We start from the raw sequence: 16,353 nt of genomic DNA on the forward strand, positions 1-16,353 counted from the left end.
ACGCCCGGAGCCATAGCGGAGGGCAGGCCGCCCTCGAACAGAATCGAGACAACTGACCATGGCCCATATCCAGCTCAAGAACATCTCGAAGACATTCGGCAATCATACCGCCTTGACCGGGCTCGATCTCGACATCGCCGATGGCGAATTCTTCGTGCTGCTGGGCGAGACGGGCGCCGGCAAGACGACGACGCTGAGACTGATCGCCGGCCTCGAGAAGCCGAGCGAAGGCCAGGTCTTCATCGATGGCGTCGATGTCGCCGACTGGGGGGCGGCCGAGCGCGATGTGGCGCTGGTGCTGCAGCAATATTCGCTCTATCCACGCTATACGGTACGCGAGAACCTCGAGTTCCCGCTGAAGCCGAAGATCCGCCGGCTGCCCGACGCCGAGATCAAGGACCGCGTCGATCGCGCCGCCCGCACGCTGAGGATCGAGCATCTGCTCGACCGCAAGACCGACCGGCTGTCCGGCGGCGAGATGCAGCGCGTCTCCATCGGCCGCGCCATCGTGCGTAAGCCACGTGTGTTCCTGATGGACGAGCCGCTGTCGGCGCTCGACGCGAAGCTGCGCGAGGCGCTGCGCACGGAACTGAAGAATCTGCAGATGCAGCTCGGCGCCACCTTCCTGTTCGTCACCCACGACCAGATCGAGGCGATGTCGATGGGCGACAAGGTCGGCGTGCTCAACCATGGCCGCATCGTCCAGACCGGCACGCCGCATGAAATCTACAACAATCCGCGCGACACCTATGTGGCGAGCTTCGTCGGCTCGCCGCCGATGAACCTCATCGACGGCAGGCTGGTGAATGGCCGCGCGGTGATGGCGCCGTTGAACTTCGAACTGCCCTTTTCTGGGGGAGCCAGGGCGAGCGGCGCGACCGATGGCCGCCCGCTCGTCTTCGGCATTCGTCCCGAGGACGTCTATCTTGAGAGTGGCGCGCCGGTTGAGGCGCGCATCCACGACGTCGAGAACCATGGCGTCGAGAAGATCCTGACGCTGCGCGTCGGCGACGCTACGCTGCGTGCAACAGTGCCAGCCAGGACCGATGTCGCCATCGAGCAGGCTGTGCGCTTTGCCTGGAACCCGGACAAGGTGGTGCTGTTCGACAAAGGCAGTGGTGTCAGCTTGCGGCACGCCGGGTAGGTCGCCGCGGATTGACCGGGTCGGAGCGAACTCCCCCGACTCAGCCGGCTTGGCGGATGTCAGCCTGTTCTTCGGCGCGAAGGTGGCTGGGTGCCGAGCCGATGACGCGCTTGAAGGCGCGGCTGAAGGCGGCGTCCGATTCATAGCCGAGGCGCGCGGCAACGACTGATATTTTCATCCGGTCGCGGACCAGCCACTGTCGCGCCTGGTGCATCCTGACCTGGGTGACATATCGCGCCGGCGTTTCTCCAACGATGGTGGCGAAACGCTCGGCAAAGCCGGATCGCGAGGCGCCCATCATCTTGGCCAGCGACTCCACGGTCCAGTCGTGGTTCGGTTCGAGGTGGATGGCGGCCAGCACGCGGCCGATTTCCCGATCCCTGACCGCCGCGATCCAGCCGGACGAGTCACCGCAGCCACGTTCGACCCATGAGCGGATGACGGTGGCGGCCAGCACATCGGCCAGCCGCGCCAGAATGCCGCCAGAGCCGACGCGCTCCATCGTCACTTCGCGCGCCATCGCCTCCAACAGATGTGGAATACCCGGTTCGTAGGCTTCGAGCTCGTGCGTGCGCATTACATCCGGCATCATGCCGAGCAAGGGATGCAGACCGTCGAGGTTGAAGTACATGCTGGCGCAGAACAGCAGCGTTCCCGGCTGGCAATCCTTGTCACACATCTCCGCGTTCGACGTACAGAAGACGTCCTTGCAGATCTCCTCGCGCTTGTAACTGTGAATTGGCCAGGCCTGCGCGCCGGGTTCGCTGGCCAGCACATGGGCAGCGCCTCGCGGCAACAGCACGGCATCGCCGGCATTGAGCTCAACCCACTCGCCGGACGGCTGCTTCAACCAGCACCCTCTGCGGCCGACGAAGTGAAACCGGGCGGCGGGATGAGCCGGGAACTGGATGCCCCACGGCTCCTTCAGTTCGCAGCGGCCATACTCGACGCCATCCAGACGTAACCCGCGCAGAATGTCTGTCAGCGGGTCGCCAGTGACGGGAATTTTGGACGAATGGTCAAACATAATGGGGTTTCTAGCATGGAAACTCCAGGTGGTCACGCCCTATGTTGCAGTGCAGCCAAATGTTGCGCCGCAAACAAGGTGGAAGACCGGCCACAGTGCCAAGCCGCGAGGGCAAGGCATGTAACGGGTGGAGCCCCGGTCGGTCATTGCCTATGTGGCGCTGCAAACAGATCGGAGACTGACCATGGCGGAACCCGCGACGGGCGTCATCGACGCCACACTTTTGAACCCTGCTGATTCCGACGAACGAACCGAGCCGGCATGGGGTGCCGTGGTGTCACTTGCGCTCGGGGTGTTCGGACTGGTGACGGCGGAATTCCTGCCCGCCAGCCTGCTGACGCCGATGGCGCGCGATCTCGGCGTCAGCGAGGGCGTGGCCGGACAAGCGGTGACGGCAACCGCCATCGTCGGTGCCATTGCCGCGCCCACCATGGCCATCATCACTAGGCGCATGGACCGCAGGCTGGTGATGTGGATGCTGACGGTGTTCCTGATCCTGTCGAACCTCCTGGCCACCTTTGCCTCGTCGCTTTCCATGCTTCTGCTTGCGCGCGTCGCGCTCGGCGTCGCCCTCGGCGGCTTCTGGGCGATGTCGGCGGCGATGGCGCTGCGGCTGGTGCCGATGCGGCTGATGCCGCGTGCCATGTCGATCATCCTGACCGGCGTTTCGCTGGCCACCGTTACCGCCGCTCCGGTCGGCGCCTATGTCGGCGACATCTGGGGCTGGCGCACGGCGTTCATGATCGCCACCGTCGTCGGCGCGCTTGCACTGCTGGTGCAGATTGCCACTATTCCGAAGCTGCCGCCCGTGGGCGTGGCGAGCTTCCGCACCTTGCTCGATGTGCTCGAACGCCCGTCGATCAGGGTAGCGCTGCTGGTCGTGCTGCTGGTTGCTTCAGGACACTTTGCCGGCTTCACCTATGTCCGTCCCTTCCTCGAGAAGGTCCCCGTACTCGACATCGAGACGATCTCGCTCGTGCTGCTGGCCTACGGCATTGGTGGCTTCTTCGGCAACGTCGCCGGTGGCATCCTGGCCGAGCGCAACCTCAAGGCAGCCGTTGCGCTGGCACCGTTGCTGATTGCTCTTGCAGCCGCCTCGATGCTGGTCTTCGGCGCCTCGCCGACGGTCGCGGCTACCGCTGTCGCGGCCTGGGGCTTTGCCTTCGGCGCGGTGCCGGTCGGGCTGCAGAGCTGGCTGGTGCGGGCCGCACCCGACCAGGCCGAAAGCGCCGGCGGACTGATGGTGGCGACCTTCCAGGTGGCGATTGCGCTGGGCGCGGTGTTTGGCGGCCTGCTGGTCGACCATGCCGGCGTGGCCAGCGCTTTCGCCTATTGCGGCGCGGCGACCTTGCTGGCGGCGATCGTGGTGTTCCTGCGCGGCCCGAAGCAGGCTGAATAGTCTCAGCCCAACGGGGCGACATAGACAAGGCGTCCAGACATTGCGCAACGGCCCGACAACCATCATGGTTTTCGGGCCGTTGCCGTTGTGATGGCAGGGACAAGCGAACTCAAACCGCGCGACCGTCGAAGTCGAAGACCTGTAAGGTGGAGAGGTCGAGATCGGCGACGCAATGGATGTTGATATAGGCACTGCGCCAGCTGCCTTCGCGGACATCCTCGGCGAAGGGATGGATCCCGCAGGTGCGGCAGAAGCGGTGCGCGATGGCGTGACCGCCGAATGTGTAGATGCCCAAATCATCGCCCCAGGCCAGAACCCGCAGCGTCTGGTGCGGGATGGCACACAACAGCGCGCCCTTGCGCGAGCAGATCGAGCAATTGCAGCGCACGGCAACGGTCAGCTCAGCCTTGAACTCGAAGGCGATCTTGCCGCAGTGACAGCTGCCTTTGTAGAGCATCGGGTTATTCCCTCCATCCGGCAGGGGTGCAAAACCGCCTGCGCCGGGTTAAGTCTCGGCAAGCCATGCAACTGGCTTCCGCCCTTAAGACGTTCAACACGTCCGGAGTCCGACACCGACAATGCAACCCGTCCGGGATCATCTGGAAATCATCCTCGCGCGCCTCGCCGCCCGTGCCGGGGAAGAGCGCGTGTTCACGAAGATCTACGCGGAGCCCGCGCGGGCCGCGGCCGACGCCAGCGATGCCCGCAAGCGGGCAGGTGTGACGCTCGGACCGCTCGACGGGACCATCGTCTCGATCAAGGATCTGTTCGATATCGCCGGTGAACCAACCACGGCCGGTTCTCTGATGCTCAGGACCGCGACGCCGGCTCCGCGCGACGCCGCCATCGTCAGCCGGCTGCGGCAGGCCGGCGCGGTGATCATCGGCAAGACCAACATGACCGAATTCGCCTTCACCGCCATCGGCGACAACCAGCATTACGGCACGCCCGGCAACGCGGCGGATGCCAGCCGCATTGCAGGGGGTTCCTCCTCGGGCGCCGGCGTTTCAGTGGGCGAGGGGACGAGCGAAATATCCATCGGTTCCGATACCGGCGGTTCGGTGCGTATCCCGGCATCGCTCAACGGCGTCGTCGGCTTCAAGCCGACGGCGCGGCGGGTGCCGCTTACCGGCGCCTTCCCGTTGTCCGCCACACTGGACTCGATCGGGCCGCTTGCCCGAACCGTCGCCCAGTGTGCTTTCGCTGACGCAGTGATGGCCGGCGAGGTGCCGACCGCGCTGGCGCCGATCCCGCTTGCCGGACTTCGCATCGGCATCCCGCGGGGCGTTCTTTTCTGGAACACGGAAGGCGAGGTCGCGGCGGCATTCGAGCATTGTCTCGGGAAGCTCCAACTGGCCGGTGCTCGGGTCACGGACCTGTCGATGGACGATCTGCTTGCCGATATGCGCGCGACGACCAAGCGGGGTTCGATCGCCGCCATGGAAGGGGCCGAAGTGCATGCCGACTGGCTGGCGACAGGGGTATCAGTGCCGGTCGACCCACATGTCAGCGGGCCTTTGTCGCGGGCGGCCATGTTGCCGACGCCGGTCTATATCAGGGCAATGCGGCGCCGTACGGCGCTCGCCGCCGCCATGGATGAGCGCCTGGCGTCGGTCGATGTTCTGGCGCTGCCAACCACGCCGGTGACGGCGCCGACCATCGTTTCCATGGCCGAGGATGCCGAACTGCGTGATCATACCGAAGGCCTGCTCCTGCGCAACACACAGGTCGCCAACCAGTTCGACCTCTGCGCGATCTCGCTACCGATGCCTGATATGGCGCTGCCGGCCGGACTGATGCTGGTCGCGCGCAACGGCCATGACCGGCATTTGATGCGGATTGCCGCTGAAGTCGAAAGGCTGCTGGGCGGCTGATCGGCAGTGGACCGCGAACTGCGGATCAGTGTGATGAGCAGTGCTTGCGTTCGCTGTCCCTGGCGGTCCGTACGATGCGGGTCGCGACGAGCCAGGACAGGCCGTAGTCCTTGCCGGTGATGGTCTGGGTGCGCTGCTCGATCGAGCCCCTGACGACGATCTTTCCGGCATAAAGCACGTCGGACTGATCGGTTATCGCCTTGTCGGCCTGCGGCAATCCGCTGATGTCGATAGACACACCCTTGATGATCGTGCCGGTGGTAAGATCAAGCGCGCTGTTCGACGGGCAGGGCGCCTTGAAGCAACGCAGCCCATTGTCGCAATAGACATAGCTGCTCTCGGCCGCGGCGAATGCCGGCAAGGTGCAGATGGACGAGGCCGCGGCAATCAGAAATGCGAGGCGAGGACCGGACATGGCTGCAACGTCGCGGAGAATTGGGGCGAAACCGCGATGCGCTATCTGTTGGCCGGAAACCGCCGCCGGTAGTGATCGACCACTTCCGGATTGCGCAGATTGACCGGCAGTTTGCCTGCCAGTACGAGCAAGGCCTCGCCCGCCGCGCCGACGCCCATGCGCATCATCGATTCCTCGGTGATCCCCGCCATATGCGGGGTGATGATGACATTGTCGAAGCCGAAATAGGGATGATTTGATGGCAACGGCTGCGTCGAAAACACGTCGAGCGCGGCACCGCCGATGCGGCGTTTCCGCAAGGCCTCGATCAGCGCGTCGTCGTCGACGACCGGTCCGCGCGAAACGTTGATCAGCAGCGCATTCGGCTTCATGCGCGCGATCCGCTCACGGTTGATCAGGCCGCGTGTCTCCGGCGTCAGCGGGCAACACAGGACGATGATGTCGCTTTGTTCGACCAGCGCGTCGATCGACAGGAAGCCGACCTTCTCAGGTGCCGGCTGCATGCTGCGCGTCGTTGCCACCACCTTCAGGTCGAAGCCGTGTGCCGCGATATGGCCGACAGCCTGTCCGACGGCGCCGAGGCCGACAATGCCGATCGTCTTGCCGGCAAGCTCGCTGTTGGAGTTGGCGTGCTCGCGGCCGGCAAGCCAGCCTTTGGCGCGCAGGTCGCGGTCGACGACGCGGAAGTTGCGCAGCAAGGCGAGGGCCGTGAACATGACGTGTTCGGCAACCGAGCGGGCATTGACCGCCGGCACATTGGCCACCAGCACGCCGGCCGCGAAAGCTGCTTCCATCGGGATCATGTCGAGCCCGGCGCCATGGCGGATCGCGGCCCGCAGCTTCACCGCATTCTCGAATAGCGCTGGCGGCAGGGGGCGCGCACGATGACGATGTCGGCATTCTTCGCCTCGGTGGCAAGCGTGCCTGGATCGAGAGCGGATGCAACGACAAGTTCACCGGCGCCGGCCAGCATCGCCGAGGCGCGCGGATGCAGCGGATGAGTCGACAGGATCCTTGGCACGGTCAGGCCTTTTCGAGCGTAGGGCTTGCGGACGCAACCGCCTTGCCGCCCTCGATAAGGCCCTTCCAGTAGCTCTCCGCGCCTTGCAGATGGGCGCTCATCAGCGCCTGGGCGAGGTTGCCGTCGCGGCGCAGCAGCGCCTCATAGATCTGGATGTGCTCGGCATGCGAGCGCACGCTGCGCTCGGGGTCGTTGAAATAGATCGGCAGGCGCTGTTCGCCCATCATGTAATAGACGCTGCAGACATTGTGGAACACGCTGTTCTTGGTGGCGCGGACGATCTCGAGGTGAAACTCGCGGTCTTCCTTGGCAAGACCCTCGCCTGCGGCGATGCGGTCTTCCGAAGCTTTCAGGATTTCGCGCAGCCGCTCGAAATTCTCCTCGGTGGCGCGCGAACAGGCAAGCTCGGCGGCCTTGATTTCGTGGATCTTGCGCAATTCGACCGTCTCGTAGATCTGGATCGGGTCGAGCGGCAGGCCGGCGCGCGCGAACAGCGCCATCGCTTCGACGCTGGCCTGCTTGGTGTCGATGTAGATGCCGGATTTGGCGCGGCGCTCGACGATGCGCATGGCCTCGAGAATGGCGAGCGCCTCGCGGATCTGACCGCGGCTGACGCCGAAATGCTCCGCCAGCTCGCGTTCCGACGGCGTTCGGCCGGTCTCCTTGTCCGAATGGGAGAACAGGTAGGCGGCGAGTTCCGCGAGAAGGTTCTTTTCTTTCATTGTCAATCGCGTTGCGCGTGCGCCTCCAGGAACCGTTCCGAAATGGTGAATCCCAGACCCGGCTTTTCCGGGATCGCTACCATACCGTCCCGTGCTTCGACAGTCTCTTCGACCAGATCATGGATCATCGGGTTGGCGCCGAGCGAATATTCAACGGTGAAACTCGACGGCGACGCGGCACAAACGTGCAGCCCGGCGAAAAAGCAGGGTGCGCCGGCCCACAGATGCGGGGCAAAGCGCAGGTTGAAGGCGCTGGCGATGGTGCCGATCTTCATCGCCTCGCTGATGCCGCCGCAAAAGGCGGGATCCGGCTGGAAGATGTCGGCGGCCTTGAGCACGGCGAGGTCGCGGAAGGCATAGCGCGTCGCTTCGCTTTCGCCGGTGGCGATTGGAATGGGGCCGGACGCGCGCACTTCAGCCATGCCCGGCTTGTCGTCGGCGATGATCGGTTCCTCGAACCAGGCGAGATCCAAATCGTTGACGAGATGGATGAAGCGCTTGGCTTCGCCCACCGTGTAGGTGCCATGCGCGTCGACCATCAATTCGATATCGGGACCCAGCGCCTGCCGCGCGGCGCGGACGCGCGCGGCGGAGACATGCGCGGCGCCGTCCATGGCGCCGACCCGCATCTTCAGCGCCTTGAAGCCGCCCCTGGCGATATAGGACTTCAATTGCTCGCCGATGGCCTCGGCGGGTGCCCAGCCGCCGGACGCGTAGGCCGGCATGCGATCAAGCTTGCGGCCGCCGAGCAGCCGCCAGACCGGAACTCCAAGCGATTTGCCCAGAATGTCCCACAGCGCGATGTCGACCGCGCTGATCGCCGCGACGCTCATGCCGCGCCGCGCCAGCTGCGGCATGGCGTGGCCGGCGCGCGCGGCACTGTCGTGGCGCACGCCATTGTAGAGCATCTCCCAGATGATCCCGATATCGGCCGGATCGCGACCGATCAGCTGCGGCCCGACCTCGCGGTTGAGCATGTGGACAAGGGCGCCGTAGCTGCCGGCGCTGCCGGCGGCGTTCTTGCCTTCGCCCCAGCCGACCAGCCCGTCATCGGTCTCGATGCGCAGGATGGCGGCGTCAAAGGTCGTCACCTGACCGAAATCGCTGCGGTGTTGCCGTGCGGCTTCGATCGGGATGCGGACCCACCAGGCTTGGACGGTCTTGATACGCATCATCTTCCCCAGCCCTGCCGCCGGTCGGGGCGGAAGGGCGAATTTCCCAACAGCAGTCTACTACTTGATCAGCGGCAGCAACGTTTCGGCGGTGATGCGCATCTGGTCGGTGTAGAATTTCTCCGTCAGCACGCTCGAGCCGTGATCCTGGATGAATTTCAGCTGTTCGGGCGAGATGTCGACCGGATGGCGCTCGACCATGTCGGGATAGGGCGCGGCTGGCGTGCGGTCGACCGGTGCGACGAACTCGTTGGTCAGCGCGCCGTCGTAACCGACCTCCTTCAACGTGGCGACGATCTTTGGCCAATCGATCTGGCCGAGGCCGGCGGCAAAGCGGTTGTTGTCGGCGACGTGGAAGTCGAACAGGCGCTTTCCGACCTGACGGATTGCGTCGTAGACGTTAAATTCTTCCATATGGATATGGTAGGCGTCGAGGCAGACGCCGCATTCCGGACTGACCGCGTCGGCCAGCGCCAGGGCCTGGGCGCCGCGGTTGAACAGATAGGTCTCGAAGCGGTTCAGCGGTTCGACGGCGATCTTGACGCCGACCTTCTTGGCGTGGGTGAAGCATTCGCGGGTCGCGTCGACGACCCACTTCCATTCTTCTTCCTCGGTGCCATCCGGCACCACCTTGCCGACGGTGGCCGGAACCAGCGTGATGATCTCGCCATCGAGTTCGCTGACCATGGTCAGCACGTCCTTGACGTATTGAACGGAGCGTTCGCGCTGGCCCTGGTTCTTGGCGGCGAGGTTGCGCTCGCCTAGCATTAGCGTCACCGCGCCCCAGCAGCGAATGCCATGTTCCTTGAGGAGCGCGCGCGTCTCCCTGGTCTTGTACTGCTCGGGCTCGCCGGAAATCTCGATCGACTCATAGCCGAATTTCTTGATGCGCTTAAGCGTCGTCTCCAAGGGTTCCGCGCGCATCCAGTTGTGCGTCGAAAGATGCATGGTCTGTCCTTCCCAAATTCGCCTGTATGGTTCGCCTGCGACATGCATCACCGAAAGGCGACGCAAGGGTTCCTCCCCAAGGCATCCCCAGCCTTTTCTCGCAAACTGGTTCGACCAATTGGGCCTCAACCGAGGTCTACAGCAAATTCTTCAGGACGGCAAGAAGTGCGGGAATGTAACTTTCGATCCGGGCTACTTCATTGATTATATTGAAATATACAACGTCTCTCAGCGTGCCCGAAGGGCTCCGGCGGCGCATCGCGAGGCTTGACCAAGTCGCCATATTTGGTAATACCAGAATGGCGGCGTGTTCAAGCGCTGCTGTGAAAAGACCAAAGTGGCTGGCCCTGCTTCCAATCGGCGCTATGCTTGGTCGCGATGAAAACGAGGGAGGATGCCGATGCCGACAACGATGAAGGGCCCTGGGCTGTTTCTGGCGCAGTTCGCGGGCGATGCCGCGCCGTTCAATTCATTGGCCTCGATCACCAAATGGGCGGCCGGCCTCGGCTACAAGGGCGTGCAGATCCCGACCTGGGACGCGCGGCTGTTCGATCTCAAGAAGGCGGCCTCTTCCAAGACCTATTGCGACGAAGTCAAGGGCATTTGCGCCGAGGCCGGCGTCGAGATCACCGAATTGTCGACGCATTTGCAGGGGCAATTGGTGGCGGTGCATCCGGCCTATGACGCGCAGTTCGACGGCTTCGCGCCACCCTCGGTGCACAACAATCCCAAGGCGCGGCAGAAATGGGCGGTCGAACAGATGGAGTTCGGCGCCAAGGCCTCGAAGAACCTGGGCCTCAAGGCCTCGGTATCCTTTTCCGGTGCGTTAGCCTTCCCTTACCTTTATCCTTGGCCGCAGCGGCCGGCCGGCCTGATCGAGGAGGCGTTCGCCGAACTCGGCAAGCGATGGAAACCGATCCTGGATGTCTATGAGGACAATGGCGTCGATGTCGGCTACGAGATCCATCCTGGCGAGGACGTGTTCGACGGCGCGACCTTCGAGATGTTCCTCGACGCGGTTGGCGGCCACAAGCGCTGCAACATCAATTACGATCCGTCGCACTTCCTGTTGCAGCAGCTCGACTATCTCGAATTCATCGACATCTACCACGAGCGCCTCAAGGCGTTCCACGTCAAGGACGCCGAGTTCAACCCGACCGGCCGGCAGGGCGTCTATTCGGGCTACCAGAGCTGGACCAACCGCGCCGGCCGCTTCCGCTCGCTCGGCGACGGGCAAGTGGATTTTGGCGGCATCTTTTCCAAGCTGACGCAGTACAATTACGATTCCTGGGCGGTACTGGAGTGGGAGTGCTGCCTGAAGCATCCTGAGGACGGTGCTGCCGAAGGCGCACCCTTCATCGAGCACCACATCATCCGGGTGACGGAAAAGGCATTTGACGACTTTGCCGGCGGCGCCACCGACAAGAAGGTGCTGCGCGGCATGATGGGGATTTAACGCTACTTTCCCTCCCCTCGAGGGGAGGGTGGCCCGACGGGCCGGGTGGGGTCGGTTCACGCCGAGCTCTGCCTCTACGACCCACCCGATCCGCTGCGCGGATCGACCTCCCTTCAAAGGGGAGTGAAACAACGAGGGAGCAAAACATGGTCGGCGCATCGAAGTCGGAAACGGGAGGCGGCCCCATCCGCTACGGCATGGTCGGCGGTGGGCAAGGCGCCTTCATCGGCGCGGTGCACCGGATCGCGGCGCGCATGGACAATGATTTCGTGCTGGTGGCCGGTGCGCTGTCGGCGAATCCTGAGCGGGCCAAGGCATCGGCCGCCGAACTCGGGCTCGATCCGGATCGCAGCTACGCCTCCTACGCCGAGATGGCCAAGGCCGAGGCCAAGCGGCCCGACGGCATCGAGGTGGTGGCCATCGTCACGCCCAACAATGTGCATGTGCCGGCGGCCAAGGCCTTCCTCGAGGCTGGTATCCACGTCATCTGCGACAAGCCGCTGGCAACGACGCTGGCCGAGGCCAAGAAGCTCGCGGCGATCGTCGAGAAGACCGGCAAGGTGTTCGTGCTCACCCACAACTATACCGCCTATCCAATGGTACGGCAGGCGCGCGAGATGGTGGCCAAGGGTGTGCTGGGCGACATCCGCATCGTGCAGTCGGAGTATCCGCAGGACTGGCTGACCGAAGACCTTGCCGCCACCGGCCAGAAGCAGGCGTCGTGGCGCGGCGACCCGAAGCAGGCGGGCGCTGGCGGCGCGCTCGGCGACATCGGCACGCACGCCTATAACCTCGCCCGTTTCGTCTCCGGGCTGGAACTCGATTCCTTGTCGGCCGATCTCGACGCCTTCGTGCCGGGCCGGCTGCTCGACGACAACGTCAACGTCATGCTGCGCTTCAAGCCGGCCGGCAAGACGCATCCGGCCAAGGGCATGATTTGGGCAAGTCAGGTGGCGCCTGGCCATGAGAACGGGCTGAAGCTGCGCATCTACGGCTCGAAGGGCGGGCTGGAATGGGTGCAGGCCGACCCGAACTATCTCTGGTACACGCCGTTCGGGCAGCCGAAGCAGCTGATCACGCGAAATGGCGCCGGCGCGCTGCCGGTAGCGGGGCGTGTCAGCCGCGTTCCGTCGGGCCATCCGGAAGGCTATCTCGAAGGCTTCGCCAACATCTACCAGGAGGCGGCGCGGGCGATCCGCGCGGCACGACGCAAAGGCGGCAAGCCGGCAAAGGATGTCGTCTTTCCGACCATTCAGGATGGCGTCGAAGGCATGGCATTCATCGAGGCTTGCGTGAAGTCGTCGAAGAAGAATGGAGCGTGGACGAAGCTTTAATCGCGCCGCGGGGTCACGAGGGTCCCCCTCGCCCGGATTGCTGACGGCAATTCGGACAATCCGACCTCTCCCCGAGGGGGAGGAGATCGTCGGCGCGGATATTCGCCTCTTCTCCCAACGGGAAAGGTGGCCGCGAAGCGGCCAAGTGAGGGGGCCTGGCCACAGCGAAGCGAAGGCAAGGTGGGGAGACTTTGTGGCAAAACCGGCTGGGGAAACAACCGGCAGTCAAATTGGGAGGGGCGTCGATGAAGATCGGCATGTGCATGTTCTTGTGGACGACGGCGGTGTCGAAGAAACACGAGCCGCTGCTTCGCGACATCAAGGCGACCGGCTTCGATGGCGTCGAGATACCGATCTTTGCCGGCACGCCGGACGACTATAGGAAACTCGGCGAGTTGCTCGATCGCATCGGGCTCGAGCGGACCGCGGTTTCAGCCATGGGCGATCCGGCGATGAACCTGATCTCGGCCGATACCGCGACACGCAAAGCCGGCATCGAATACATGAAATGGGCGATCGACTGCGCGCAGGCGCTTGGCGCGAACACGCTGAGCGGCCCGCTGCATTCGACGCTCGGCGCCTTTTCCGGCTCCGGGCCGACGGCCGCCGAGAAGAAGCGCTCGGTCGCCTCGCAACGCACCATCGGCGACCATGCCGGCAAGAAGGGCGTCACCATCGGGCTCGAGGCGCTCAACCGCTTCGAATGCTATCTTCTCAACACGATGGCGGATCTGTCAGAGCATATCGACGCCATCGACCGGCCGCACATCAAGGCGATGTACGACACCTTCCATGCCAATATCGAGGAGGCCGACCCGATCGGCGCCTACACAAAGCACCGCGGGAATGTCGTGCATATCCACATTTCGGAGAATGATCGCGGCGTGCCGGGGCGTGGCAATATTCCGTGGAGAGAGACGTTCGCGGCGATCCGCAAGAGCGGCTATGACGACTGGCTGACGATCGAGGCGTTCGGCCGCTCACTAAAGGACCTGGCGGCGGCGACCAAGGTGTGGCGCGATTTTTTCGAGAGCCCGGAGGCCGTCTACCGCGACGGTTACAAGCATATTAGGAACGGGTGGAAGGCCGCCGCTCAGGCGCCTTGATCGGGCGATAGTGATGCAAAGGAGACCTGCGTCGACGACCCTGGCGCGAGGCGAGACGATGATTATGCCTAGTCCGTTTTCTATTTGCGTTCGCGGCGAGTGCCAGTGGTCCCCCACTCCGTCTCGGCTTCGCCGAGCCACCTCTCCCCCCTCCGGAGGGAGAGGAAAGGGAGCCTTGTGGCTCGGGAGAGGAAGAAAGCCTCGGCCTAGGAGAACAGGCGTCGGCTCGGACGCCTGACGCCTTTCCTCTACCCCGTCGATCGGGGGAGAGGTGTCGAGCGCAGCTCGACGGAGTGGGGGTCGAGCCTTGGCGCGGTACTTTACGATGCCCACGTTTATGCGTCACAAGGCTTAACCCTGCTCGGCCTGGATCCGGTTGTAGTCGTGAATGGTCCGGCTCAGCCGGCGGCGCAGGAAATTCGATATGTTGTCGAAGACAAAGACGACGACCAGCGTCAGCAGCACCATGTAGAAGACGTTGGCCCAGTTGGAGTTGGTGCGCATCGCTTCCCACAGCTTCAGGCCGATGCCGCCGGCGCCGACGGCACCTATGATGGTCGCGCCCCTGGTGTTGGATTCCCACTGGTAGAGCGTCTGGCTGATGAACACCGGGATCACTTCCGGCAGCACGCCGTAGCGCTGCACCAGAAGGCCGTTGGCACCGGTCGAGACGACACCCTCGCGCGGCTTATCGTCGATGTTTTCGAGCGCCTCGGAATAGGTTTTGCCGAGCGTGCCGATCTCGGTGAAGAAGATCGCGGCGCTGCCCGCCAGGGGACCCGGTCCGAAGGCGCGGGTGAAGAACAGCGCCCAGATCAGCATGTCGATCGAGCGCATGAAGTCGAAGAAGCGCTTGAGCACCTGGTTGACCAGCCGGCTGGGCGTGATGTTGCGGGCGGCGAAGAACGCGAGCGGGAAGGCGACGATGCCGCCAAGCGCGGTGCCGAGAAAGGCCATGACGATGGTCTGCAAGAGCTTGGTCCAGACGTCGCCATGCTGCCACTGGGCGTTGTTCCAGATGTTGTCGCCGGCCAGCGCCAGATTGGACGTGCCCGGCTTGAGTTCGGGCCCGGAGACGATGAGCCAGGCCACTTCGCCCGCCGACTTGCCGAAGAACGGCGAACGGGTATCGAAGACAAAATTCGCCCAGCCGAGGAAGCGCTTGCGTATCTTGACGCGGTCGGCGGCGACACGGACCTCGCCGGCAAATCCCATGTCGGCGACGACCTCGTCCTCATGCGCGATGATCCAGTCGGGAACCGGGCCGGAGATCAGCGGCTTGCCGGTGTCCAGCGCGACTGGCACGGTCTCACCGTTGGCAATGATCGTCGCTTGCATCTTGTTGAAGGTGACCGACTTGGCGGCGCCATCGATCAGGATCGTCACCGAACCGTCGGCATTGGTCTTGACCCAGTCCGGATGTGGGTCCGGGCCGAGCACCGAGAAGCGAGGATATTTGGCGGTGATCTGCGGTTCGTCGAGGCGGAAGATCGGCTGCACGTCGTAGCTGATCCATTGGGTCAGGAACAGCGGCAGGCGCTCCCAGTGCGAGTCCCGCATCACCTGCGGCAGGTTGAAGAACCACAGGGCGTAGAGGAGGTAGACAAGGGTGCCTCCAAGCAACAGCAGCGGTCCGAAACGCTGGTGGAATGGGCGCCGGAACACGTGCGGAAAGCGCTCCTCGATCGACTGGATCTGATCGGCGGTCATGGTGGTCATCGGTTAAGCTCCAACCATGAAGGCTTGCTCGCCGACAAGCTTGCGGCGCAGCCAGGCGGAGAACTGGTCGACGATGAAAATCGTGGTGAACAGGAGCAGCACCAAGGCTATCGTCTTGGCGCCGAAGCCGCGAGAGATGGACAGCTTCAGCTCTTCGCCGATACCGCCGCCGCCGACCGCGCCCATGATGGTGGAGATGCGCACGTTGATCTCGATTCGCAGCAGCGTGTAGGACATGAAGTTGGGCAGCACCTGCGGCAGGCCGGCAAAGCGCATCCGCTCGAACCAGTTGGCGCCGACCGCTCGCAAGCCTTCCTCGGCGCGCATGTCGATGTTCTCGTTGATCTCGTAGAACAGCTTGCCCAGCGCGCCGATCGAATGCAGGCCGATGGCGATGATGGCGGCGATCGGGCCGATCGAGACAATGGCCGCGAACAGACCGGCGATGACGATCTCGGGAAAAGCGCGCAGCAGTTCCATGAAGCGCTTGACGATCAGCCGCAGCACCGGATGCGGCGTCAGGTTGCGCGCCGCGATGAAGGAGAACGGCACGGCAAAGACGAAACCGATGAAGGTCGAGACCAGCGCCACGTTCAGCGTGGTCAGCATCAACTCGAAATATTCGGGGATGTAGAAGCTGCCCCAGACATAGGCGCGGCCGAGCGGGAAGTTGAATTCCTGGGTGCCGGTGTCGTGTGGGGAGGCGACGTCGAACATCGCCCGCCAGACATCGTTCCAGTCCTTGGGGACGAGCCAGCTCAGGAAGTCCAGTATGTGCGGCAGCCGGTCGAAGAAATGCCCGGCGTTGGCTTCGTCGGCGAACCACATGGAGCCGCAGAGCGCGACAATGAGCAGGCCGACACCGATGGCCGTATAGAGCCGGCGCAAGGATGTCTGGCGTCGCCAGGCATCGGCTGCCTGGTGCGTCGCGTCTGAATGAGCGGTCAAGGAAAGGGTCATGATCGGAGATGCAAAAAGGGCGGTGCCGCCGCATCGGCCCGAAAATCGAAGTCCGA

General features: G+C 63.9%; 14 protein-coding genes and 1 pseudogene. 6 read left to right on the forward strand and 9 right to left on the reverse strand.

The window, feature by feature from the left end; all coding sequences use genetic code 11:
• Window positions 1-58 precede the first annotated feature (58 nt).
• Window positions 59-1,144 carry an ABC transporter ATP-binding protein gene (locus tag AC56QP_RS23040; RefSeq protein ID WP_489863355.1) on the forward strand — a complete coding sequence of 362 codons (1,086 nt, stop codon included), beginning with the start codon at window positions 59-61 and terminating at the stop codon, window positions 1,142-1,144.
• Window positions 1,145-1,184: 40 nt separating this feature from the next.
• Here AC56QP_RS23040 and AC56QP_RS23045 read toward each other — a convergent pair whose 3' ends face one another.
• Window positions 1,185-2,171, reverse strand: a complete 987-nt coding sequence (locus tag AC56QP_RS23045; protein WP_489863354.1) for an AraC family transcriptional regulator — start codon at window positions 2,169-2,171, stop codon at window positions 1,185-1,187.
• Between the two features lie 184 nt (window positions 2,172-2,355).
• On the opposite strand from AC56QP_RS23045, the gene AC56QP_RS23050 reads away from it, so the two are divergent.
• A complete protein-coding gene (locus AC56QP_RS23050; RefSeq protein WP_489863353.1) occupies window positions 2,356-3,570 on the forward strand; it encodes an MFS transporter in 1,215 nt (404 codons plus the stop codon).
• 109 nt (window positions 3,571-3,679) lie between these two features.
• Here the strand turns inward: AC56QP_RS23050 and AC56QP_RS23055 are convergent, their stop codons facing one another.
• The gene (locus tag AC56QP_RS23055; RefSeq protein ID WP_489863352.1) at window positions 3,680-4,027 is read right to left on the reverse strand and encodes a GFA family protein; all 348 of its coding nucleotides are present in this window, start codon (window positions 4,025-4,027) and stop codon (window positions 3,680-3,682) included.
• A 121-nt stretch (window positions 4,028-4,148) separates the two neighbouring features.
• Between AC56QP_RS23055 and AC56QP_RS23060 the strand changes: the two genes are divergently transcribed.
• On the forward strand, window positions 4,149-5,444 hold the full coding sequence (locus AC56QP_RS23060) for an amidase (RefSeq protein ID WP_489863351.1): 1,296 nt from the start codon (window positions 4,149-4,151) through the stop codon (window positions 5,442-5,444).
• 25 nt (window positions 5,445-5,469) lie between these two features.
• Here the strand turns inward: AC56QP_RS23060 and AC56QP_RS23065 are convergent, their stop codons facing one another.
• The 5 genes and pseudogenes from AC56QP_RS23065 to AC56QP_RS23085 form a co-directional block, all read right to left on the reverse strand.
• Window positions 5,470-5,859 (reverse strand): hypothetical protein, encoded by a 390-nt coding sequence (locus tag AC56QP_RS23065; protein WP_489863350.1) that lies wholly within the window; start codon window positions 5,857-5,859, stop codon window positions 5,470-5,472.
• Window positions 5,860-5,900: 41 nt separating this feature from the next.
• A pseudogene (locus tag AC56QP_RS23070) lies at window positions 5,901-6,880 on the reverse strand (hydroxyacid dehydrogenase).
• 2 nt (window positions 6,881-6,882) lie between these two features.
• A complete protein-coding gene (locus tag AC56QP_RS23075) occupies window positions 6,883-7,602 on the reverse strand; it encodes a FadR/GntR family transcriptional regulator (RefSeq protein WP_489863348.1) in 720 nt (239 codons plus the stop codon).
• 2 nt (window positions 7,603-7,604) lie between these two features.
• Window positions 7,605-8,774, reverse strand: coding sequence for a mandelate racemase/muconate lactonizing enzyme family protein (locus AC56QP_RS23080; protein ID WP_489863347.1), 1,170 nt, complete (start codon window positions 8,772-8,774; stop codon window positions 7,605-7,607).
• A gap of 60 nt (window positions 8,775-8,834) precedes the next feature.
• Entirely contained in the window at window positions 8,835-9,722 is an 888-nt protein-coding gene (locus tag AC56QP_RS23085; protein WP_256751665.1) for a sugar phosphate isomerase/epimerase family protein, read from the reverse strand.
• Between the two features lie 400 nt (window positions 9,723-10,122).
• Here AC56QP_RS23085 and AC56QP_RS23090 point away from each other — a divergent pair, with 400 nt between their 5' ends.
• The 3 genes from AC56QP_RS23090 (at window position 10,123) to AC56QP_RS23100 (ending at window position 13,618) form a co-directional block, all read left to right on the forward strand.
• On the forward strand, window positions 10,123-11,178 hold the full coding sequence (locus AC56QP_RS23090; RefSeq protein WP_489863346.1) for a sugar phosphate isomerase/epimerase family protein: 1,056 nt from the start codon (window positions 10,123-10,125) through the stop codon (window positions 11,176-11,178).
• Window positions 11,179-11,324: 146 nt separating this feature from the next.
• Window positions 11,325-12,512: a Gfo/Idh/MocA family protein gene (locus AC56QP_RS23095; RefSeq protein WP_489863345.1), complete on the forward strand. Its 1,188-nt coding sequence runs from the start codon at window positions 11,325-11,327 to the stop codon at window positions 12,510-12,512.
• 245 nt (window positions 12,513-12,757) lie between these two features.
• The gene (locus tag AC56QP_RS23100; RefSeq protein WP_489863344.1) at window positions 12,758-13,618 is read left to right on the forward strand and encodes a sugar phosphate isomerase/epimerase family protein; all 861 of its coding nucleotides are present in this window, start codon (window positions 12,758-12,760) and stop codon (window positions 13,616-13,618) included.
• Window positions 13,619-13,969: 351 nt separating this feature from the next.
• On the opposite strand, the gene phnE (AC56QP_RS23105) is transcribed toward AC56QP_RS23100, so the two are convergent.
• Both phnE (AC56QP_RS23105) and phnE (AC56QP_RS23110) read right to left on the reverse strand, forming a co-directional pair.
• Complete coding sequence (gene phnE / locus AC56QP_RS23105; RefSeq protein ID WP_489863343.1) at window positions 13,970-15,337, reverse strand: phosphonate ABC transporter, permease protein PhnE; 1,368 nt, start codon at window positions 15,335-15,337, stop codon at window positions 13,970-13,972.
• A gap of 3 nt (window positions 15,338-15,340) precedes the next feature.
• A complete protein-coding gene (gene phnE, locus AC56QP_RS23110) occupies window positions 15,341-16,297 on the reverse strand; it encodes a phosphonate ABC transporter, permease protein PhnE (protein WP_489863342.1) in 957 nt (318 codons plus the stop codon).
• Between the last annotated feature and the right edge of the window lie 56 nt (window positions 16,298-16,353).

The sequence above is a fragment of the Mesorhizobium sp. RCAM 05104 genome, from assembly GCF_059683645.1.